The sequence below is a fragment of the Bradyrhizobium sp. DOA1 genome, assembly GCF_001593325.1.
Classification (GTDB): Bacteria; Pseudomonadota; Alphaproteobacteria; order Rhizobiales; family Xanthobacteraceae; genus Bradyrhizobium.
The window spans coordinates 1,584,019-1,604,737 of the sequence record NZ_JXJM01000001.1; the positions used below are offsets into that span (position 1 = coordinate 1,584,019).

Here is a 20,719-nt window from a genome sequence, read left to right on the forward strand (position 1 = left end):
GCGGTGGTGGGCGCCAGCGAGCGGGTTGGAGACTGACGGAGGCTCGATGGCTCCACCCGAGTGGCCTTCCTAGGCGGCCTTGGCTTTTGCCACGTGGGTCGCGATCGCATCCATCAGCGGCGGCGACAGGCAGTCATAGGGCTCCAGCCCGATCTCCTTCAGCCGCGCGCGGATGCCCGCCATCTGCTCCGGCTTGACGCCCGCTTCGATCACCGAGGAGACGAAGGCGGCGAATTGCGGCGCCTGCGAGCCCTGCTCCTGGAACAGCTCGGGATGGATGAAGTCGAGGCCGTAGAACGGATGGCCCTTGTTCTCGATGCGGCCGTACATGTGCGTGCCGCAGGCCTTGCAGGCATAGCGCTGGATCACCGCGGACGCATCGACGATCTGGAGCTTGTCGCCGTTCTCGAGCACCGAGACGTTCTGACGCGGCACCACGGCGACGACCGAGAAGGTCGCGCCTTGCGGCTTCCAGCATTTGGTGCAGCCACAAGCGTGGTTATGCGCGACGTCGCCCTTGATGCCGACCTTGACCGGATGGTCCGAGCATTTGCAGACCAGCGTGCCGCCGGCGAAGCTGCCGCTGCCCTGTTTGAGGCCGTTGTCGATCGATGGATGGAGTGCAACAGTCATGGGTCGATCCTCCTTGGTGTGATGGCTTTCGAGCTAGAACACGACGACGGAACGGATGGATTTGCCCTCGTGCATGAGGTCAAATCCCTTGTTGATCTCATCGAGCTTGAGCACGTGGGTGATCATCGGATCGATCTGGATCTTCCCGTTCATGTACCAGTCGACGATCTTCGGCACGTCTGTGCGTCCGCGCGCGCCGCCGAAGGCGGTGCCGCGCCAGTTGCGCCCGGTGACGAGCTGGAACGGGCGGGTTGCGATCTCCTTGCCGGCCTCGGCGACGCCGATGATGATCGAGGTGCCCCAGCCGCGATGGCAGGCTTCCAGCGCCTGGCGCATCACCGTGGTGTTGCCGGTGCAGTCGAAGGTGTAGTCGGCGCCGCCGTCGGTGAGGCCGACGAGGTGCTGGACGATGTCGCCGGTGACCTTCTTCGGGTTGACGAAGTGGGTCATGCCGAACCGCTTGCCCCAGTCCTCCTTGGAATCGTTGATGTCGACGCCGATGATCTTGTCGGCACCCGCCATCTTGGCACCCTGGATCACGTTGAGCCCGATGCCGCCGAGGCCGAACACGACCACGTTGGAGCCCGGCTCGACCTTCGCGGTGTTGACGACGGCGCCGACGCCGGTGGTCACGCCGCAGCCGATGTAGCAGCTCTTGTCGAACGGCGCGTCCTCGCGGATCTTGGCGACGGCGATCTCCGGCAGCACGGTGAAGTTCGAGAAGGTCGAGCAGCCCATGTAGTGGTAGATCGGCTTGCCCTTGTAGGAGAAGCGGCTGGTGCCGTCGGGCATCACGCCCTTGCCTTGCGTCGCGCGGATCGCGGTGCACAGATTGGTCTTCTGGCTGAGGCAGCTTTTGCACTGCCGGCATTCCGGTGTGTAGAGCGGGATGACGTGGTCGCCCGGCTTCACCGAGGTCACGCCGGGACCGATCTCCCGGATGATGCCGGCGCCTTCATGGCCCAGGATCGATGGGAAGATGCCTTCGCTGTCGAAGCCGTCGAGCGTATAGGCGTCGGTATGGCAAATGCCCGTGGCCTTGATCTCGACCAGGACCTCGCCGGCCTTCGGTCCTTCCAGGTCGACCTCGACGATCTCGAGCGGCTTCTTGGCTTCGAAAGCGACGGCGGCGCGTGTCTTCATCGGTAACTCCTCAGATCTTCGTAGAATGCCAGGACGTCGTCTCGGCGGTCCTGGCAACGTTCATTTATTGCCCATGCAGGCGTCTTCGGCCTTGGTGTAGGCCTCTGTCTTGTCTTCCTTCTTGGCGGGACGCTGCCGGCCCAAGGCTTCGGTGGAGCGGGCGCGCAGATAGACGTAGAGATCGTCCATGTAGCAGGCGACGTTCGGGTTGTCGCCGAAGGCCGGCATGACGTTTTCCTGCGCCGTGGAGATGTTCTTGCGACCGGATGCGACCACGCCGAGGAAGTCGCCATAGCTCATGCTCTTGACGGAATCCTTCAGCGCCGGCGCGTAGGTGGAGCCCATGCCGTCCGGGCCATGGCAGACGTGGCAGTCGGAATGGTAACGGCGGTATCCGGAATAGGTGAACCAGTCCACGGTGCCGTCGGCCGAAATCTTGTAGGTCGGGGTTCCGTCCTTATCGAGCCACTTTCCGTCGTCTTCCTTCTTCACAGCGGCCGGGTCGCCCGGACCGTCTGCGACCGCGATTCCGCCGGACGCAACGAAGATCATCATCATCACAGCAATGACAGAGCAGATTTTACGCAAGAGATTGTCCTCGGAAGGCGTTCGGTGGAGACGAGCCGGCGCGTGGAGTTGATCCACGCGCCGGAGCGATGCTGAGCGAGGCCTAGTTCGGCAGCGAGAACACGGTCAGCGTGCCGCCGAGTGCCGTGTAGTTGCTGAGGGCCGCGTAGCCGCCGACGGCGCCGAGACCTGCGGTCGGATCGGTCAGACCTGCCGCCAGACCGATGCCGGCCCAGCCGCCCACGCCGGAGAGCACGGCAACGTACTGCTTGCCGTTGTTCTCATAGGTGGTGACGTTGCCGATGATGCCCGAGGGAGTCTTGAACTTGTAGAGCTCCTTGCCGGACTTGGCATCGACCGCCTTCAGGTAGCCTTCGAGCGTGCCGTAGAACACCACGCCGCCTGCCGTTGCGAGCGCACCCGACCAGACCGAGAACTGCTCCTTGTTCGACCAGACGATCTTGCCGGTCTTGTTGTCCCAGGCGATGAAGTTGCCCATGTGGCTTTCACCCTGGGGCGGGTACATCGAGAGCGTCGCACCCACATAGGGCTGGCCCGCGGTGTAGCTCACCTTGAACGGCTCGTAGTCCATGCAGACGTGGTTGGTCGGGACGTAGAACAGCTGCGTGTCCGGCGAGTAGGCTGCCGGCTGCTCGTCCTTGGTGCCGAGCGCGGCCGGGCAGATGCCCTTCGTGTTCTTGTCCTCTCCGCCGTGCTCGGTCGAATATTGAGCGACGACCTTGGGGCGGCCATAGGTCGGCGAGTTCTTGTCCATGTCGACGCCGGAGGTCCAGTTCACCTTCGGATCGTACTTTTCGGCGACCAGCAGTTCACCGTTCTCGCGGTCCATGGTGTAGGCGAGACCGTTGCGGTCGAAATGGGTCAGCAGCTTGCGATTCTGGCCGTTGATCTGCTGATCCGTGAGGATCATCTCGTTTACGCCGTCATAGTCCCACTCGTCGTGGGGCGTCATCTGGTAGACCCACTTGGCCATGCCCGAGTCGGCGTCGCGCGCGAAAACGGTCATCGACCATTTGTTGTCGCCAGGACGCTGCTTCGGATTCCAGGTCGAGGGATTGCCCGACCCGTAATAGACCATGTTCAGTGCGGGATCGTAGGACAGCCAGCCCCAGGTGCAGCCGCCGCCAATCTTCCATTGATCGCCCTGCCAGGTCTTCAAGCTGGAGTCGGGACCGACCGGCTTGCCGAGCGACGTCGTCTTGACCGGATCGAGCTTGATCTGGTCATCCGGGCCTTCGGAGTAGGCGCGCCAGACCTGCTTGCCGCTCTTGAGGTCGTAAGCGGTGACATGGCACTGCACGCCGAACTCGCCGCCGGAGATGCCGACGAGGACCTTGTCCTTGACGACCAGCGCAGCCGACGTACCGGTCTCGCCCTTCGCCGGGTTGCCGTTCGTCGCGCTCCAGGCCACTTGGCCGGTCTTGGCGTCGAGCGCGACGAGGTTGGTGTCCGCCTGATGCAGGATGATCTTGCCGTCGCCGTAGGCGAGTCCGCGGTTGACCGTATCGCAGCACATCACCGGGATGACGTTCGGATCCTGCTTCGGCTCGTACTTCCAGACAATCTTGTTCTCGTTGGCAAGGTCAATAGCATAGACCTTGTTCGGGAACGGCGTGTGCACGTACATCATGTTGCCGATGATCAGCGGGCCGCCTTCGTGGCCGCGCAGCACACCCGTCGAGAAGGTCCAGGCTACCTGAAGCTTCCCTACGTTCTGTGCGTTGATCTGGTTCAGCTTGGAATAGCGGGTATTGGCGTAGTCGCCCGCCGGCATCACCCAGTCTTTCGGGTTCTGCGACATCTTAATCAGCTCGTCATTGGCTGAGGCGCTGCCGACGGCGAGAGCCGCCGCGGAGCCAAGATAGGTCGCCAGTAGCACCTTGCGCATAGTCATTCCTCCGTTGGTCTCGTTTATTGTTTCCGAAGCATTGCTTAATCACCGGGCTTCTCGTCCGGCGTCTGCTCGTGCAGGGCGGTCACGATTGGGACCAGAAACGATGCTGTGGTGTTTCCTCCTCCTGATGAGAGCCACGGGTCCACGTGCTGGAGCGGCCCGTTCTTTTTGTTCCTGCTGCAATCCCTAACGACTTCGCCACCGGGAAACTTGTCCAAGAGAGAAACCGGTTTGCTTGACAGCGCACGGGGGCGAAGATTTTGATTTTGCAGTAGCGAATTCAGCGGCTTCGTGCTGCCGCGGGGCCGCCTTCGACGCTCAGGTTCCCCTTGACGGCGCTGCAACTAAGGCGGAGGATTAACTTTCAAGGGCGGCAATGGAACGATGGCGCACGTTGCAAGAGACCGCTCAAATTCGAGGTAAACGTCACGCAATCACGGCTGAGGGCTCCGGTAGCGCTGGTCGCGATTCGCGTCGAATCTCCGGATCAAACCAGTGGCTGGATTAATGTCCGACACAATTCATACGCTCTCGACGACCGGAATGACGCCGAAGCGCCAGATCCAGAGTTGGATCGACGGGCTGACGAGCCTGTGTGGGCATTTCGATGTCGATCCGCTGGAGGCGTCTTCGCTCGAGGGGCGCATCGACTACACAACTGTCTCGCGCCTGAAGCTCTGCCAGATCGAAGTCAGTCAGCATCGCATCGCGCACACGCTGGCGCGGGCGAAGGCCAATGAACACCCTTACATCAAGATCCACTTCCAGACCTACGGCGTGTCCTATTTCGAGCAGGAAGGCCGCCACATCGAAATCAATCCGGGCGACATCATCGCCTATGACGTCTCCTGCCCGCATTCGATCATCAGTCCCGCCTTCACGCGTCACGACGTCGTGATCGTGCCGAAGGCGCTGCTGCGAGACCGCGGATTCCCGTCGCAGCGGATGCCGGCGTGCAAATTGTCGGCGAAGACCGGCACGGGCCGGATCGCCCATGATTTCGTCCACGCCACCTTCGACGAGGCAGCAAAACTCTCGGCGAACAGCGCGGTGGGCGTCGCCGATTCGCTGATCGACCTCCTGCTGCTGCCATTGCGCGAGGCCGACACAATGTTCGATCGTGTCGGGCCGGAGGCGATGTATGTGCGTGCGCAGTTCTTCATCCGCGAGCACCTGCGCGATCCGGATCTGTGCATCGACCAGATCTCGGCCGAGCTCGGCTGCTCCAAGCGTTATCTGCACATGCTGTTCTCCGAGCGCGGCACCACGGTGAGCGACTATATCTGGCAGGCGCGCCTGCAGAACTGTCGTCAGGAATTGGAGGCTCACGCCGGCAAGACCATCACCGACGTCGCGTTCTCCTGGGGCTTCTCCAGCTCATCGCATTTCAGCCGCGTGTTCCGGAAATATTTCGGCGTGGTGCCGTCCTCGATTCACAAGGCGCAGCAGGGCGCGGCGAGCTCGAACGAGCATTAGGCTGGTGCGCTGCGGCCGACAGGGGGCCTGTTACGTGCCGGCGGACGCGATGTCTCTCAAGCCGACGCGGCCATGTAGGGAATGCTGGCCACGAGAACGACCAGCAGCACCGCGTTTCCGAACATCCCGCTCCAGTGCAGCCGGCGCAGCCGACGCGGGGCTTCAGAATCACCAGCGTCCCTCGCGCTGAGCTGGTCGTCCATCCGCCGCATGAACCAAGGGCGCCCCCAGATCGCCATGGCTGCGATCAGGCCAACGCCCATCGCGGCCATCAGGCGCCCCTCGAGCAGCAAAGCCACCGTCCCGATGACGCCGGCGACGCGCATCACCAGAAAATGGGCGTTGAACATTCCGCGCAACAGCTGGGCGACGGGCTGGATATCGAGCCTGACCAGCAGAAAGGCGGGCGAGGCAAGCGTGAAATAGCTCATCGGAAAGAGCAGGATGATCATGACGGCGACGGCGACGGCATCTGGTGTCATGCGCTCGGCCTTTCCCGTCCGCGTCGGTCGGCGTTCCAGCGGCGGCGCACAATCTTAGCGCGAAAGCGCGTTTCCGACACTGGGCTTTAGTCGAACGCCGGCGCCGCTAACCAAACGGCGTCTTGCCCAAAGGTTCAGGCCGGCTCGAGACCCAGCGACTTTGCGCTCTCGATCCAGATCGGCAGCTCGCGCTGATACAGCTCGTTGGTTTCCTTGAAACCGATCGCGGGCTCGAGCACGAAAGTGGCGAGAACCTCCTTCACCTTCGGATCGTTGTTGGCGGCGACGCAGAACTCGGCCAGGCGGTCGACGATCGGCTGCGGCGTCGCCTTCGGCACCGCCCAGCCGGAGAAGCCGCTTACGGTGAAGAATTTCGACGTCGCGCCCTGCTCGGGGAGCGTCTTGACGTTCGGGATCGCGTCGACCTTCTTCGAGTGCACTGCGAAGACGGTGCCCCGGTCGCTTTGCAGAACCGACTGTGCAGCTGTGTAGCTGCCCATGGCAGCATCGAGGGTGCCTTCCAACATTCCCGTCCACATCGGGGCTTCGCCGCGATAGTGAACCGGCTCGATGTTGAGGCCATATTGCTTGTTGAGCTCGTTGATCGTCATGTGCGGGGCCGAGCCCGCACTGTAGGTGCCGAAATTGACCTTGCCGCTCTTGCGCGCGAAGGCGACGAAATCCTCCAGCGTCTTGACGCCGGTTTTCGGGTTCGCAACCAGCAGGAGGCCGGCGCCGGGGATGACGCTGACGAGGGTCAGATCCCGGTCCATGTCGTAGCCCGGATTCTTCACCACCATCCGGTTCATGATGTAGGTGGTCGAGATCGAGCACAGGATGGTGTGGCCGTCGGGCTCCGCACGGGCGACTTCCGCCGTGCCGATCGCGCCGGAGGCGCCGGGTTTGTTCTCGACGACGACGGTCTTGCCGACCTGCTTGGAGATGAATTCGCCAAAGGCGCGCGCCAGGAGATCGGTCTGTCCGCCGGCCGGGTAGCTGCAAATCATGCGGATCTGCCGCGAGGGCCACGCAGCTTGCGCCGAAGCGCCGCGTGAGACGAAAGGCATCGCGAGTGCGGTTGTACCGGCAGCGACGAAGCGGCGGCGATCGAGTTTTGCGGACATGATTCCCTCCCGGATTTTCTCCGAAGGTACTGCATCAGACTGGCGCTGGCATGGAGGCAAGGCGAGACAGATTGGCGCATTCGAACGGCGGACTGCCTGTTTTCGCATCATATCGGCGGCCGCGCCTTCCGCATGAGGCGTAGCCAGACGATCTCGGTCAAGGCCACCGCGACGAGACCGAACGCGCCGCCGATCAGCACATTGGCGATGCGTTCCTCCGCGATGCCGCTGGCGCCCCCGGCAAAAGAGGCCACGAGGGCGATGAAGAAGCAGCGCAGGCCGAAACCGACGACGTAGCGGGAGAACGAGATCAGGGTGAGGGTGGCCGCGAGCACCGCGAGCGCGTAGCCGACCCGGCTTTGCGGCAGCGCGATGCCGGCGAGGAGGCCGAGTGGCACGCCGACGAGCGCGCCGACCGCGCGCTGCTTCAGCTTGCCGGTCGAGGCGGAGAGGTCACCCACGATCACGCTTGCGGCCGACCACATCACCCATTGCCCCTGGGCGAGGTCGAGCATCTCGACCAGCGCCGCCGCGGCGAAGACCGCCATGGCGGTCGCGCTCGCGGGCAGAAGCCACTCGGCCGCGGGCGACCCGAACGGGGCCGCGCCACCATCTTCTCGCCGCCGGTCATAGATCCGGATGGCGCAGACCAGCGCCAGTGCGATCGGCGAGGACAGGAGGATGATGCCGGCATGACGCAATGCGTCCGCGGCACTCGCGCCCTCCCGCACCTCGCAGGCGAGATAGACGGCGGGGATGAACACCCAATTGCCGAGCGTGCGGAAATCTTCGCCATGGCGTGTCACTGCCACGGCAAGGAAGCCGGCGAGCGCCGTCAGCACGACGAATAGCGGCTTGATGGGACTTGCGAGGAAGAGAGCGGCAAAGGTGACGAGAATGGCAAGGTAGTGCCATGCGATCGCTTTCGGTGCCAGTTGCAGCCTGAGCGCGGGAATGAGCAGCGAGACCGCGATCAGCCCGAGATTGAGCAGCGCCGTCTCGCGCGACGCGAAGTAAGCGGCGACGAGCGGGCCGACGACGATCAGTGCCCGCAGGAGTTCGCCGGACTTGATTTCGCGAGCGAGGACGGCGTGCAGGCCTGCGGCGAACGGGGCGTTCAAGGTGGCACCGAAGGTCGAATGAAACGCCGGCATCATACGGTTCATAGGTCCCGCAGGCCAGTCGATGCCATCATGCTACGCTAGCCGGATCGTCATTCCGGGACGTGTGCGCAGCACGCAGGCCCGGAAATCCATCAGGCTGCATGCGCTGTGACCCCTTGATTCCGGGGCCGCCCTGCGGGCGCCCCGGAATGACGACATCTCACCGCTGAATGATCTTCATCCAGACATCGCCGAGGATCGCAGGCTCGCGCGGCGGCAGATAGGTGAGCCCGGCCTGCTTGCCGAGTTCGGCGATCTTGCCTTCCGCGGCGAGCGCCGTCAGCGCCTTGTTCACGGCCTCGATCAATGCGGGATCGCCGGCAAGCCCGACATAGCCGCGGTTGGCGCCGATCGGATAATAGTAGCCGGACGCGGTGATCCCCGTATCGGGGTGGGCGGCGCGATGGGCGTCGAAGCGGGCAAGGTCGATCAGCGTTGCATCGTGGTCGCCGCGCTGGAGCGCGCCGAGCAGGTCGTCGCGGCCGGGGACGAGATGGGTGATGTTGTCGATCAGGCGTCCCTTGTCGAAGGTCATCAGGATGGCATCGCCGAGCGAGCCGCTTTCGATGACGAGGCGAAGGCCGGCGAGATCGCCGATGTCGCCGATCTTGCGGCCCTTCGCCTTCGGCCCGAGCACCACCGCCATCGGCGAGTAAGCATAGGGCTGGCTCGGTGCGAGCACGCCGAGTTCGACGCGGCGCCGCCTGTCGTCACGCGTGGCCCCGACGAAATCCGGCAGGCGCGCCGTCTTCATGCCGGGCTTGACCAGGGAATCCGTCGTCAGTGCGTAGCCGCCGACCAGCGCGCAGCGACCGTCCGAGAGCAGCGCGTTGGCCTCGAGCTGCGGGCTGGAATCTTCGTCGAGCCTGCTCTCGAACCACTGGATCGTCAGCGGCCGCCGCAGGCGCTCGGCGACCGCCTGCGCCAGTAGCACGTCGAAACCCGCATCCGGCTTGCCCTTCTGATGCACCGATAGCGGCGGCCGGTCTTTGTCGAGACAGATCTTCAGCGGATCCTCGGCCGCGCGCGCAACGAGAGGCGCCGCCGCGAGAATCGCGGCAGCGCTCCAGACGGCGAGCCGACGTCTCATGGCTTTCTCCGGCTGGAGACAAAGGCCCAGAGATTCCCGATCTCGTCGTCGCTGAGGATGTCGGCCCAGGGCGGCATCTTGTTGTTCTTGCCGTTCTTCACCGTGGTGACGAAGCGCGTCTTGTCGTCGGGAATGGCGCGCAGGTCCGGCGTGATGGTGCCGGAATTCATCAGATTGGGGCCGTGGCAGTGCGAGCATTTCGAGGCGTAGGTCGACTTGCCATGGTCGATCTGCGCCTGCATGGAATTGCCGGTGGCGTCATCGGCGCGAACGGTCGCCGCAAGCGCGACCGACAGCACCGCGACGGCGGCGATCATCGCCGCCGTCTTGTGAGAAGTCACTTTCAGCATCGTACCCGTTGGCTACTGCTTGACTGCAAAGACCCACAGCGAGCCGCCGGGCGGCACCTGGGCCAGCCGCTCGTCGCCGGAGAACAGCGAATAGACGCCGCCATAGCCGCTCGTCACGGCGACGTACTGCACGCCATCCTGCTGCCAGGTCACCGGCTGTCCCTCGATGCCGGAGCCGGTCTGGAACTGCCAGAGCTTCTTGCCGGTATCGGCATCGAAGGCCTCGAACTCGCCGGTCAGCGCGCCAGAGAATACGACTCCGCCGGCCGTCGACAGCACGCCCGAGAAGCGCGGAATGTCGCTCGGCGCTTCCCATTTCGATTTCCCGGTCATGGGGTCAATGGCCTTGAGGTGACCGCGCGGCCCGTCGCCGTACTCCCAGAGGTCGGTCAGATCCATGCCGAGATACCATTCCCCCTGCTTGAAGGTGACGGGCTCGGTCTTGTACCTGCCGCCGAACGCGAGCGTGTTGGCATAGGCAAGGCCGGTCTGCGGATTGAACGACATCGGTTCCCAGTTCTTGCCGCCGAGGATCGACGGATAGACCGTGACCTTCTTGCCCTCGCGCGCGTCCTTCGAGACGTCAGTCTCGATCGGACGTCCCGTCTTCATGTCGATGCCGGTCGCCCAGTTGACCTTCACGTAAGGATTGGCCGCCAGCAGCTTGCCGTTGGTGCGGTCGAGCACATAGAAGAAGCCGTTGCGGTTGGCGTTCATCAGCGTTTTGGTCGGCTTGCCCTCGATGTTCACATCGGCGAGCACCATCTCGGCCACGGCGTCGTAGTCGAACGGGTTGTTCGGCGAGAACTGGTAGTGCCACTTGATCTTGCCGGTCTTGGGATCCATCGCCAGCACGGAGCAGGTGTAGAGATTGTCACCGGGGCGCACTGCCGAGTTGAACGGGCCGGGATTGCCGATGCCCCAATAGATCGTGTTCAGCTCGGGGTCATAAGACCCCGTGATCCAGGTCGAGCCGCCGCCGAGCTTCCAGGTGTCGCCCTTCCAGGTGTCGCCGCCGGGCTCGTCCGGCGAGGGGATCGAATGGGTGCGCCAGAGATGCTTGCCCGTCGCCGGATCCCAACCGTCGATGAAACCGCGCGTGCCGAACTCGGCGCCGGAGATGCCGGTGATGACCACGCCGTCGGCAACCAGCGGGGCCACCGTCATGGAGTAGCCTTCCTTGATGTCGGCCGCCTTCTGCCGCCACAGCTCCTTGCCTGTTTTCGCGTCGATCGCAATCACGTTGGCATCGAGCGTCGTACGGAATAATTTGCCTTCGTGGATCGCGACGCCGCGATTGATGATGCCGCAGCAGACGATCCGGGGCGTTTCGGCAGGATATTCGATCTTGCTCTTCCAGATCTGCTTGCCGGTCTTGACGTCCACCGCCATGGTCGCATTGTGCGTGGTCACGTAGATCACACCCTGATAGACGATGGGCTGGGACTCCTCGCTGCGATCGTCGTTGAAGGAGTAATTCCAAACAGGGACGAGGTTCTTGACGGTATCCTTGTTGATCTGTTTCAGCGTCGAGAAGCGCTGAAGATTGTAGCCCATCCCGTAGTTGAGAGCGTTCGACGTATCGGTCACACCCTTGACCAGCTGGTCAGTGGTCTGTGCATACGCGCAAGTTGATACAAGCATGACGAGGCTCGCGGCCATCGCAAGGCGTTTCATCCGTTCCTCCCAATATGCGCGTCTTTGACGCTGCGGGAGCAACACTCCGCCCGAATGCAAAACGCGTCAATACGAAAGTCGTAAGTGCGACGCCGATATGTTGAACGGCAGATGCAGTCACCTGACAGAAACCTTACAAACCCCCTCACACTTGTGCGCAGGCGCTGGAGAAATTCCGCGGTGCGAGGCGGTCGAGACGGAAAGCGACGAGCTTGACGCGGGAGTTCCGCGAGTTGCGGCGCGCGCAGGTTGTAATTTCCGACTTGAACCGGGGCTCGTTTGCGGACTTATGTCGGTTTGATCCCGCTCGAATCGAGGTTCTCAGGAGGTTTCGATGATGTCTCGTCACTCGGTTGCGCTTGCTCTCACGATCGCATTGCTGTCCGGTCCGGCCTTCGCGGCATCCGGTGGCGCGGTCAAGATGTTCGATACGGACAATGACGGCACGCTCGATCTCGCGGAGGTGAAGAAGGCGGCCACCGCATTGTTCGCCAAGCTCGATCCTGATCGCGACGGCACGCTGGACGCACGTGAGTTGCGCGGGCGGCTATCGGCGAAGGAGCTGGCCGCCGCCGACCCCGATCGCGACGGGACCCTGACGCTGGACGAATACCTTGCCGTGGTGGAGCAGCGCTTCAACGCGGCCAATCCGGATAAGGACGGAACGCTCGATGCAAAGGAGCTGAACGCACGGGCCGGCCGCGCGCTGGTGCGCCTGCTGCGCTGAGCGCCGCACTGCCGGGAGCTTAATTCCGGACCGAAGCTCGGAACATCAGGCTGTGCGGCCTGTTCTTCTCGCGATGTCCTGCTCGGCGCCGGGGCAGCGCGGCGGGAGAAGAGGAGAAGCAGATGAACACGAAACGTTCCGTTCTTGCTGCCTGCGCGATCCTGACCTTGAGCGCGGGCGTCGCCATTGCCGGCCCGTGCAACACGGGCAGCGCCAGCACCGACAAGGATGCCGGTTCCGGTCCGGTCACCGTGGGATCGGCACAGTCCCAGAGCTCGTCCAGTGAAACGGGTCAGCATCCGCCGACCAGCACGATGAACCGCGCCAGCAGCGGCGCGGCAGCCTCGTCGGAAGATGCACAGCGCCAGATGCAGAGCCAGCCGACCGCAGCGGAGCGGGCGGAAGGCGCCAAGCCCAATACGCAAACGGCAGGCAAGGACTGCTGACGCGGCGCTAGTCGTGCCGATTCGAGCGCGGTGTGTCGCGCGAAGTCATCTTGTTCAGCTCCGTGCTTGACCAAGAGCGAACTGGCTTTGCCCGAGAGAGAAATGCAGCCGCGAAGAATTGACACGGATGCGTTCGACATTCGAAACGGCGCTTGAACTGTGGGGGACCCAGCCCTAGGTTTTGCCCCGCGCGATGTCGCGCTCAATACCTTGGGAGACCCCGAATGGCTTGGAAAGCTCCGAAGATCGTGGAAGTGCCGGTGGGCATGGAAATCAACATGTACGCCTGCGCTTCGCGCAAGTAAGACTGACGACCTGCCGCGGCTTCGACGGCAAACGCCGCCGAAGCCGTGGCAGTGTCGGGCCGTCGCCCGCCATGGTTGAGCTCGTGCTCTGGCGCTGACGTTAGCCGCACACACCTTCAATCCTTTCCATCAAAATCTCGATCGCGTTCTGCGGCACTGTGTTAGGCTCACGCCTGGTCAGCGTCGCATCAGGCGGCGCACGCCTTCGGGGCAGGGGATGGGCGGCGGGGCTTGCAAATTCGGGGTGGCGGTTGCGTGCATAGCCGCGCTCGCTCCGGCCTGTGTCAGGGCCGAGGAAGGCTTCGATACCGAGCACATCTTCGGCTTCATGATCGGTACCGATATCGGCAATGTCGGCGAGCGCGAGTTTCAGACGCAGACGACGGGAGGCTTCGGCAAGGGCAGGGGCACCTATCGCGCGCTCGAGCACGAGGTCGAGATCGAGGTGGTACCGCTGCCGAATTTCCGCGTCGAAGTCGGAGGCACCGCCAGCCTGCACGACATCACCGGCGTCCCTGACATCGACGACCGCCGCCAGTTCAACTTCCAGGGCGCCTCGCTTGATCTGCGCTATCGCCTGCTCAACCGCGAGCAGGCGCCATTCGGCCTGACCGTCGCCGCAGAGCTCCACGGCAACCGCATCGACGAGACCAGTGGCGCGAAGGGGCGGATGTACGGCACCGAGTTCACGCTCGCCTTCGACCGCGAGCTCGTCCCGAACTTCGCCATTGCTGCGCTCAATCTGATCTATCAACCGGAATGGGCGCGCTTCGAGATGGCGGGACTGTCCGAGAAGAGCTCGACGATCGGGGCCGCGTTCGCCGGCCTGGTCCGCGTGAGGCCCAACGTGCTGCTTGGCGGGGAGATGCGTTATTTTCGGCAATACGAGGGCATTGGCCTCGGCGAGTTTTCGGGCCAGGCCCTGTTCGTCGGCCCGACCGCTTATTTCCAGCTCTCCGAGCGCTCGCGGCTGACCTTGAGCTGGAGCATGCAGGCTTGGGGACGTCCGGCCGGAGCATCCGGCAATCTCGACCTCGTCAATTTCGAGCGCCATCAGGGCAGATTGGTGTTTGGCGTTAATTTTTAGTTGTGGGACATGTCTCCTGCGCGCGGATAAAGTGCCAGAGCAGAGTTCCACCATCCGATTTGAAACTTCGCTCTCTTGGGGACGTAGTTTTTCGTGCTAATCTCGGTTGCCTATGCGAGAGGATCCCGGCATGAACCCGATTGACCTGGTGGTGACTGTGTGTGCGGTGCTCTCGCCTGCGACTTGCGAGGAGCAGCATCTGGTGTTCCACTATTCCGGGTCGCCGCGACAATGCGCGATGGCCGCGCCGCCCTATATCGCGCAATGGGTTGGCGAGCATCCGAAGTGGCACGCGATAAAGTGGCGCTGCGAATACCCGCACCCGAACGACAAGGCATAAAGGCTCCAACGGAGAGCCGTCGCGCTATTTGCTGCAGTCCTTCAAATCCTTGTCCGCGATCGAGAACACCGCATCGGCCCTGATCTCGATGTCGCGGACCACACATTGGCGTCCACTGGGATAGCCGACCTTGGCATCATAGCGGCCGGGCTCGACGCCGACGATGCGCAGCCGTTCGTCGTGGTCGACCTCCTTGTCCTTGTCGTTCAGGCATTGGTTCGGGCCCCAGTCGGTCTTGCCGGCGGGAGCGAGCTGGAAGCCGGAGATCGTCTCCGCCGTCAGATTCCAGAGCCGGATGCCCTTGCCCTTGGCCTGCGCGGCGGCCTCGCCGGCAAGCGTCAACAATGCGATCAAAGCCAGAACCCAACGCATCAGCCAGTCCTCCCAAAGGCGTGCCTTCATTCCCTGATCAGGCGTTCGCGGTTCTTTGCCTTGTCGAAATTTTTGGCGCGGTCAAGGCCGTTCGGTGCGATCAGCTTCGCCGAGACGAGATCGGCGCCATCGAAATCGGCGTCGATGACGATGGCGCCGGTCAGATCGGCGCCACCGAGTTGGGCATTCTTCAGCGATGCACCGCTCAGGTCGGCGCCCCTGAGGACCGCGAATTCGAGGTCGACGCGCGACAAATCGGCGTTGCGCGCGTTCAGCCGTTCCAGATTGGCGGATCTCAGCACCGCGCGCATCAGCCCCATCGACTGGTTGCGCATGTCGGCGCCGAGATGCGCATCCGCAATCGACGTGCCGACCATGCTCGCGCCGGTGAGATCTGCCGTGATGCGCGCACCAGTCAGATCGGCGCCGTCGAGGCGAGCACGTGCCATCTGTGATGCGAACAAATTGGCGCCCTTCAGGCTCGCGCCCGTGAGATCTGCATCCAGCAGCCACGCCTGATCGAGGATCGCCCCGTCGAGCCGGGCGCCGGCGAGTTTCGTCTTGTTGAGCCGTGCCGCACGGAGAATTGCTTTGGTGAGGTCGAGGCCACTGAGATCGAGCCCCGATAACCGCTTGCCGGTGAAATCGGCCGGCGCGCCGGCGATCGCTTTGGCTAGCACGGCCTCGACCTCCTGCCGGCTCATCTCCGCGGAGACCATGGCGGGTGACGTCAGATCGAGATCGCGCATCATGTCCTGCGCGCGCGATGTTGTCGCGAGCAGAGCAAGGCCAAGCGCCGTCAGGGCGATCGTTCGCGTCATCAGCAGACTCCGCTGCGAGCCAATCTAGCACGTGCGTCGCGCGATTGCCTATGAGGCATCCCGCCCGGCGCGTTCGTCGCCTTCCTCTTGGATGCGTCGCGCTAGCCCGGCCTTGATTGCCGCAATCTCGGCTTCGCCCCGTGCGTCGCGCGGAATCGCGATCGGCACCTCCTGCACGATGCGGGTAGGGCGCGGCGACAGGAAGAGCAGGCGGTCGCCGAGCCGGATCGCGTCGTCGAGGCTGTGGGTGACGAGCAGCGTCATGACCGGACGGCTCGCCACCAGCGTTGCGATCTCGTCGCGCAAGCGGCCGGCGAGCGCGTCGTCGAGCGAGGCGAGAGGTTCGTCGAGCACCAGCAGATCGGGCTCGACCGCGAAGGCACGGGCCAGCGCTACGCGCCTGGCAAGGCCCAGCGACAATTCGCCGGGGAAATGGTTGCGATGCGCCTCCAGCTCCAGGATCCTGAACAGCTCGGCGAGCTTCGCATCGGTGACATCAGGCGCCGCCAGTCGCACGTTCTGCTCGACGGAGCGCCACGGCAGCAGCCGCGGCTCCTGGAACACCATGCCGATCCGCGCCTGCGGCGGGCGCGCGATGCGCCCCTGAAATTCGTGGTCGAGCCCCAGGATGATGCGCAGCATCGTGCTCTTGCCGCAGCCGGAGGGGCCGATCAGCACGCCGACCTCGCCGGATTGCAGCGCGAACTTGACCGGCGCCAGCACCTCGTGCGTTCCGCCCGCGGCACTCCTGAACGTCTTGCCTGTGATCTCCACCTCAAGCCGCACGGGGGCGCCACCGTGTTGCGCGGGCTTCGAACGGCTGCACCAGCAAGGTTTCGATGACGAGCACGACGGCGGCAAACGTCAGCGAATAGGCGAGCAGGCGCGGCGTGTCGAACAGCTGGAAGGCGACGCCGATCTCGAAGCCGACGCCGTTCGGCCGTCCCAGGAGCTCGGCGACCAGCACGATCTTCCACACCAGCGACAGGCCGGAGCGGGCGGAGGCTGCGATATAGGGCGCGAGCTGCGGCAGCACGACGTGGCGGAAGGCGCGCCATCGCGGCATCGCGAACACGCTCGCCATCTCATCGAGCGAGCGGTCGAGCGCGCGGGTGCCCTCGCGCAGGGTGACGATGGCCGTCGGCAGCTTGTTGATGGCGATCGCCGCGATCGCGGCGGCCTCGGTGAGGCCAGCCCAGATATAGGCGAGCACGATCACGACCAGCGCGGGCAGATTGAGCAGCAGGATCAGCCAGGGATCGCCGAGCCGGTCGGCGAGCTTCACGCGGCCCATCAGATAGCCGATGGCGCTGCCGAGCGACATCGCCAATGTGAAGGCGAGCGTCACGCGCGCCAGTGTCGCGCCGAGATGCAGGAACAACGCGCCGGATGCGGCTTCCGCGATCATCACCTGGAGCACCGCCGGCGGAGACGGCAGCTTTGCGCCGCCGGCGAACAGCGCGGCGATCCACCAGACTGCGAGGAGCAGGGCGAACGAGAGAAGACGCAGCACCTCAGTCTCCAGGGACCGCGTGATAGAAGGTGCCGGGATCGAGCTCGGCCGCCGGTCCCACGAGATCGCGGCCGCCGGTCTCGGCCAGCACGCGGTAGAGCACGCGCGCATCCGCCTCCTCGTCGGCAATGCTCCGGCGCGGGATGCCGTCGCGATAGCGGTCGCGGTAGGTCTTGAGCATGGCCGGATCGCCCGTGCCGGTGAGCGGCGCGATCTTGTCCCAGGCCGCGTCCGAGGTCACCAGCAGCTCCTTGGCCTTGCGCGTCATCGCGATGAAGCGCGCCACGGCGTCGCGATGACTTGCCGCCCAGTTCTCGTCGAAGACATAGCCGACCGCGGCGACCGCGCCCTTGGCGCCGAGCTTCGGCAGGATGTCCTCGATGCCGGCGAGCCGGCGAAAGCCCTTGGCTTCGAGCTGCGCGCAGAAATTCCAGAAATTGAGGCTCGCATCCATCTCGCCGTCGAGGGCCTTGGCGGCGATCAAGGGCGGGGCGCCATAGACGACGGTTGCCGCAGACTTCAGGTCGATGCCGTCCTGCTTCATGCTTGCCTGGAGCAGCAGCCAGCTCTTGTCGATCGCACCGCCGGCCACGGCGAGCTTGCGCCCCTTCAGATCCGCAAGCGTCTTGATCGGCGAATTGGCCGGCACCATCACCGCGCCGAGCGCACTGGAATAGGGATAGAACGTGAGCTTGGCGCCGAGCGCGCGCTCGCGCGATACCCACAGCCAGTCCGACAGGATGATGTCGGCGCTGCCTGCGCGCATCGCGATCTTGCCGGCCTCGGTGCTCGCGAGCTCGGTGACCTCGAGCGACAGGTCGGCCTCCTTGTCCAGGCCGCTCGCGCGGATCGCGGCCAGCTCCCAGGAGAATGTTCCGGTCTTCTGCACCGCAAGGCGGACGGTCTCCGCGGCGCGGCCGGATGCGGCAAGGGTCAACGCGAGCGTCACCGCGAGCGCCAATGTTCGACCAGAAGCTCTCATCACCTTGTGAGCCGTTTCCTCTGACAGACTGCTTTTCAGGACAATACGCATAGCATAGCTTGGGCCGCAACCAGCGGGAGGATGCGTATGAAACTGGCGGGACAGCTACGACCGATTGTCGCCGCATTGACGGTATTGACGGCGACTGCGTGCGCGGCGCAGGCCGAGGAGGCCAACGATTATCCGACATCGGCGCGCGCGGAGTACGTCTATGGCTGCATGAAAGCCAATAGCGAGAGCCGGCAGTCGATCGAACAATGTTCCTGCTCGATCGACGTGGTGGCCTCAATCATGCCCTACGCGCGCTACGTCACCGCGGAGACCGCGCTCAGCATGTCCCAGGTGCGCGGCAATCTCGGCGTTCAGTTCCGCACCTCGGAGCAGGCGAACTCGGCGGTGAATGATTTGAGGCGCGCGCAGGCGGAAGCCGAGGTGAGGTGTTTTTGAGGTGCCCTTCCCTTCTCCCCTTGTGGGAGAAGGTGGCGCGGAGCGCCGGATGAGGGGTATCTCTCCTCGTGCTCAGGCGTGTGAGAGTATCGTTCGCGGAGACATACCCCTCACCCGTCTCGCCGCTATCGCGGCGATCCACCCTCTCCCACAAGGGGAGAGGGAGTCAGCGCAAGCCTCATTACGTCCCTGGCTTCTCCACATCCCACTCGTTGCGGAACACGTGCCCGTCGGTGTCCTTTGCCTCCGCGCGGAAGCGCTTGGCGCCGTTGGAGACATAGGTGAAGCGCAGATTGGGATCTTCTGAGATCGAGATGCCGCCTTCCATCGACAGCACGGGGCTGTCGTCCTGCGTCAGCTTGATCTGGTTGATGAAGAAGGCCGGGATGTAGAGCTGCGTGACCTGGTCCATTTGCAGCCCGGAATTGTTGGGATGGCCGATCATGATCTGCGCCTCGCGCACGCGGCTCGCCGGCGCCTCCTCGCGCGCGAATTGCCGGTAGCGCATCTGGCCGAGCCGGGCCTTGGCTTCCTCGATGTTCTTGCCTGCGGGTGCGGAGCAGCCGCCGGAGGCCTTCACGTAGACTTTCGAGACATAGAGCTGGCCGTCGCTGAGCTCGGCGACCGCATGCACATCGGTGTAATTGTTGACGCGCACCCGCGTCGAGATCTCCGTGACATTGGCATCCGGTCCGAGCTCGAACTTCGCCGCCATCGGCGCGGGATTGCGGTCGATCACCAGCGTGATCGAGCGGATGCGCCGCGCATCGCCGGGCGACAGCTTGCTGCGCAAGGTCACCGGCACGATGGCCGCGTCCTCGGCGCGATACGGCATCTCGATGCCGATGACGGTGCTGCCGTCGTTCATCGGACGGTTGCTGAAGATGTCCTGCACCAGGCCCGGCCAGGGATCGTTGGCTTCCTCAGCCTGCGCCGGCACCGCGAGAGCGAAGCCGAGCAGGAGGGCGGTGAGGGTCAGGCGGCGTGTGCATCCCGTCATGGTCATGGTCCTGCGGACGATACGTCGTTCGGTGCAGCCTAGCGCGCCTGCTACTCCCATTCAATTTCCGAGAATGCTGCGGTTGCGTTGCGGGAATTGTAGTCCTCGAACAGCTCCCATCGCGGCCGCTCCGCCGCCGCCGCCTTGTCGACGGCGCTTCGAATCGGCTCGCCCTTCTTGTTCAGCGCGCGAACGTCGGACAGCAGCGTTGTCAAATAGCGCTGTTCATCGGTCAGCGCGGCAGGCCAGTCGCTCACGGGGCCGTGACCGGGAACGACGCGCAACGCCGGGATCGCCTCCATTCCCTTCAGCGTATCGAGCCAGCCGCGGATGCTGCCGTCCATGACTGGAACGTGGCGGAGAAAGACGAGATCGCCGGCGAACAGGGTCTTGGTCGTCTCGTCGAGCACGGTCAAATCGCTATCGCTGTGCCCAGTCGGCCAGGCGCGCAGGGCCAGTCGATGCGATCCGAGATCCAGGTTCATCGTGTCCGAAACCAGCAGGGTCGGGGCGATGATCTTCACGGGATCGATCAGTTCGCGGCCCATGATGCGGCGGAAATTGTCGAGATAGAAAGGCCCTCGCGCCGCGAGCGCCTGCGGCAGCTTGTGATGGCCGACGAAGGTGGGGTTTTCGGCGGCGAAGGCTGCATTGCCGAAAACATGATCGGGATGGCCGTGGGTGTTGATGACGTAGCGGATCGGCTTGGGCGTCTTCGCCCGCACGGCGGCCAGCAGCGCCTCACCCTCGCGCACGCTACCGCCGGTATCGATGACGGCCACCGCATTATCGCCCACGATGAAGCCGACATTGGCGATGCCGCCCTCGTTGTCGCGGGTCATCAGGGCGATGGTCCCGGAGTGTACGAAGATTCCCGGCGCGACTTCGCTCACAGGCAATTCGGCTGCCCCGGCGCGTGCTAGCGTCGCGATCCCCAGCAGGGACAGGGCCGAGACGATTGAAGCGATGCGAGACACTTTTCTGCCTCAGTTCAACGGATTGGCCGCACTGCACTGCAACAAGAAAGCCAACACCAATTGGCAAAACATGGCGCGTCAT

Annotated in this window: 24 protein-coding genes; 7 read left to right on the forward strand and 17 right to left on the reverse strand. The window is 64.0% G+C overall.

Annotated elements, in window-relative coordinates; genetic code table 11:
• Positions 1-69: 69 nt before the first annotated feature.
• The 4 genes from gfa to xoxF5 form a co-directional block, all read right to left on the reverse strand.
• Positions 70-633: an S-(hydroxymethyl)glutathione synthase gene (gene gfa / locus SE91_RS07305; protein WP_008562400.1), complete on the reverse strand. Its 564-nt coding sequence runs from the start codon at positions 631-633 to the stop codon at positions 70-72.
• A 33-nt stretch (positions 634-666) separates the two neighbouring features.
• Positions 667-1,776 carry an S-(hydroxymethyl)glutathione dehydrogenase/class III alcohol dehydrogenase gene (locus SE91_RS07310; RefSeq protein WP_060736696.1) on the reverse strand — a complete coding sequence of 370 codons (1,110 nt, stop codon included), beginning with the start codon at positions 1,774-1,776 and terminating at the stop codon, positions 667-669.
• A 60-nt stretch (positions 1,777-1,836) separates the two neighbouring features.
• Entirely contained in the window at positions 1,837-2,328 is a 492-nt protein-coding gene (locus SE91_RS07315; RefSeq protein WP_060737854.1) for a c-type cytochrome, methanol metabolism-related, read from the reverse strand.
• 118 nt (positions 2,329-2,446) lie between these two features.
• Positions 2,447-4,252, reverse strand: coding sequence for a lanthanide-dependent methanol dehydrogenase XoxF5 (gene xoxF5, locus SE91_RS07320; RefSeq protein WP_060736695.1), 1,806 nt, complete (start codon positions 4,250-4,252; stop codon positions 2,447-2,449).
• 513 nt (positions 4,253-4,765) lie between these two features.
• Here xoxF5 and SE91_RS07325 point away from each other — a divergent pair.
• A complete protein-coding gene (locus tag SE91_RS07325) occupies positions 4,766-5,734 on the forward strand; it encodes a helix-turn-helix domain-containing protein (RefSeq protein ID WP_060736694.1) in 969 nt (322 codons plus the stop codon).
• A 56-nt stretch (positions 5,735-5,790) separates the two neighbouring features.
• Here SE91_RS07325 and SE91_RS07330 read toward each other — a convergent pair whose 3' ends face one another.
• The 6 genes from SE91_RS07330 to SE91_RS07355 form a co-directional block, all read right to left on the reverse strand.
• The gene (locus SE91_RS07330; RefSeq protein ID WP_060736693.1) at positions 5,791-6,216 is read right to left on the reverse strand and encodes a hypothetical protein; all 426 of its coding nucleotides are present in this window, start codon (positions 6,214-6,216) and stop codon (positions 5,791-5,793) included.
• A 134-nt stretch (positions 6,217-6,350) separates the two neighbouring features.
• Entirely contained in the window at positions 6,351-7,340 is a 990-nt protein-coding gene (locus SE91_RS07335) for a Bug family tripartite tricarboxylate transporter substrate binding protein (RefSeq protein ID WP_060736692.1), read from the reverse strand.
• A 107-nt stretch (positions 7,341-7,447) separates the two neighbouring features.
• Complete coding sequence (locus tag SE91_RS07340; protein WP_245318393.1) at positions 7,448-8,506, reverse strand: FUSC family protein; 1,059 nt, start codon at positions 8,504-8,506, stop codon at positions 7,448-7,450.
• A 157-nt stretch (positions 8,507-8,663) separates the two neighbouring features.
• The gene (locus tag SE91_RS07345) at positions 8,664-9,593 is read right to left on the reverse strand and encodes a substrate-binding periplasmic protein (RefSeq protein WP_061847102.1); all 930 of its coding nucleotides are present in this window, start codon (positions 9,591-9,593) and stop codon (positions 8,664-8,666) included.
• Entirely contained in the window at positions 9,590-9,943 is a 354-nt protein-coding gene (locus SE91_RS07350; RefSeq protein WP_008562441.1) for a c-type cytochrome, read from the reverse strand. The genes SE91_RS07345 and SE91_RS07350 overlap by 4 nt, the downstream gene beginning before the upstream one ends.
• A gap of 12 nt (positions 9,944-9,955) precedes the next feature.
• Positions 9,956-11,620: a methanol/ethanol family PQQ-dependent dehydrogenase gene (locus SE91_RS07355; RefSeq protein ID WP_061847103.1), complete on the reverse strand. Its 1,665-nt coding sequence runs from the start codon at positions 11,618-11,620 to the stop codon at positions 9,956-9,958.
• 334 nt (positions 11,621-11,954) lie between these two features.
• Here SE91_RS07355 and lanM point away from each other — a divergent pair, with 334 nt between their 5' ends.
• The 5 genes from lanM (at position 11,955) to SE91_RS07380 (ending at position 14,525) form a co-directional block, all read left to right on the forward strand.
• Positions 11,955-12,347 (forward strand): lanmodulin LanM, encoded by a 393-nt coding sequence (gene lanM / locus SE91_RS07360; RefSeq protein ID WP_008569482.1) that lies wholly within the window; start codon positions 11,955-11,957, stop codon positions 12,345-12,347.
• Between the two features lie 122 nt (positions 12,348-12,469).
• Complete coding sequence (locus SE91_RS07365) at positions 12,470-12,793, forward strand: hypothetical protein (protein WP_060736691.1); 324 nt, start codon at positions 12,470-12,472, stop codon at positions 12,791-12,793.
• A 224-nt stretch (positions 12,794-13,017) separates the two neighbouring features.
• Positions 13,018-13,098 carry a pyrroloquinoline quinone precursor peptide PqqA gene (gene pqqA / locus SE91_RS07370; protein ID WP_008562446.1) on the forward strand — a complete coding sequence of 27 codons (81 nt, stop codon included), beginning with the start codon at positions 13,018-13,020 and terminating at the stop codon, positions 13,096-13,098.
• Between the two features lie 217 nt (positions 13,099-13,315).
• Positions 13,316-14,185 (forward strand): DUF6662 family protein, encoded by an 870-nt coding sequence (locus tag SE91_RS07375; protein WP_061847104.1) that lies wholly within the window; start codon positions 13,316-13,318, stop codon positions 14,183-14,185.
• 130 nt (positions 14,186-14,315) lie between these two features.
• Positions 14,316-14,525, forward strand: coding sequence for a hypothetical protein (locus SE91_RS07380; protein WP_060736689.1), 210 nt, complete (start codon positions 14,316-14,318; stop codon positions 14,523-14,525).
• Positions 14,526-14,549: 24 nt separating this feature from the next.
• Here the strand turns inward: SE91_RS07380 and SE91_RS07385 are convergent, their stop codons facing one another.
• From SE91_RS07385 to SE91_RS07405, 5 genes are read right to left on the reverse strand one after another with little or no spacing between them, the layout of a single operon-like run.
• Complete coding sequence (locus tag SE91_RS07385) at positions 14,550-14,897, reverse strand: hypothetical protein (protein ID WP_156489506.1); 348 nt, start codon at positions 14,895-14,897, stop codon at positions 14,550-14,552.
• A 26-nt stretch (positions 14,898-14,923) separates the two neighbouring features.
• A complete protein-coding gene (locus SE91_RS07390) occupies positions 14,924-15,718 on the reverse strand; it encodes a pentapeptide repeat-containing protein (protein WP_061847105.1) in 795 nt (264 codons plus the stop codon).
• Between the two features lie 48 nt (positions 15,719-15,766).
• Positions 15,767-16,504 carry an ABC transporter ATP-binding protein gene (locus SE91_RS07395; RefSeq protein ID WP_008562477.1) on the reverse strand — a complete coding sequence of 246 codons (738 nt, stop codon included), beginning with the start codon at positions 16,502-16,504 and terminating at the stop codon, positions 15,767-15,769.
• A complete protein-coding gene (locus tag SE91_RS07400) occupies positions 16,494-17,231 on the reverse strand; it encodes an ABC transporter permease (protein WP_061847106.1) in 738 nt (245 codons plus the stop codon). Before SE91_RS07400 ends, SE91_RS07395 begins: the two co-directional genes overlap by 11 nt.
• Position 17,232: 1 nt before the next feature.
• Positions 17,233-18,213, reverse strand: a complete 981-nt coding sequence (locus tag SE91_RS07405) for an ABC transporter substrate-binding protein (RefSeq protein WP_061851029.1) — start codon at positions 18,211-18,213, stop codon at positions 17,233-17,235.
• Between the two features lie 87 nt (positions 18,214-18,300).
• On the opposite strand from SE91_RS07405, the gene SE91_RS07410 reads away from it, so the two are divergent.
• The gene (locus tag SE91_RS07410) at positions 18,301-18,660 is read left to right on the forward strand and encodes a hypothetical protein (RefSeq protein WP_061847107.1); all 360 of its coding nucleotides are present in this window, start codon (positions 18,301-18,303) and stop codon (positions 18,658-18,660) included.
• Positions 18,661-18,841: 181 nt separating this feature from the next.
• Here SE91_RS07410 and SE91_RS07415 read toward each other — a convergent pair whose 3' ends face one another.
• Together SE91_RS07415 and SE91_RS07420 are read right to left on the reverse strand one after the other, a co-directional pair.
• Positions 18,842-19,660, reverse strand: a complete 819-nt coding sequence (locus SE91_RS07415; protein ID WP_061851030.1) for a quinoprotein dehydrogenase-associated SoxYZ-like carrier — start codon at positions 19,658-19,660, stop codon at positions 18,842-18,844.
• Between the two features lie 50 nt (positions 19,661-19,710).
• On the reverse strand, positions 19,711-20,637 hold the full coding sequence (locus tag SE91_RS07420) for a quinoprotein relay system zinc metallohydrolase 2 (RefSeq protein ID WP_061847108.1): 927 nt from the start codon (positions 20,635-20,637) through the stop codon (positions 19,711-19,713).
• Positions 20,638-20,719 lie beyond the last annotated feature (82 nt).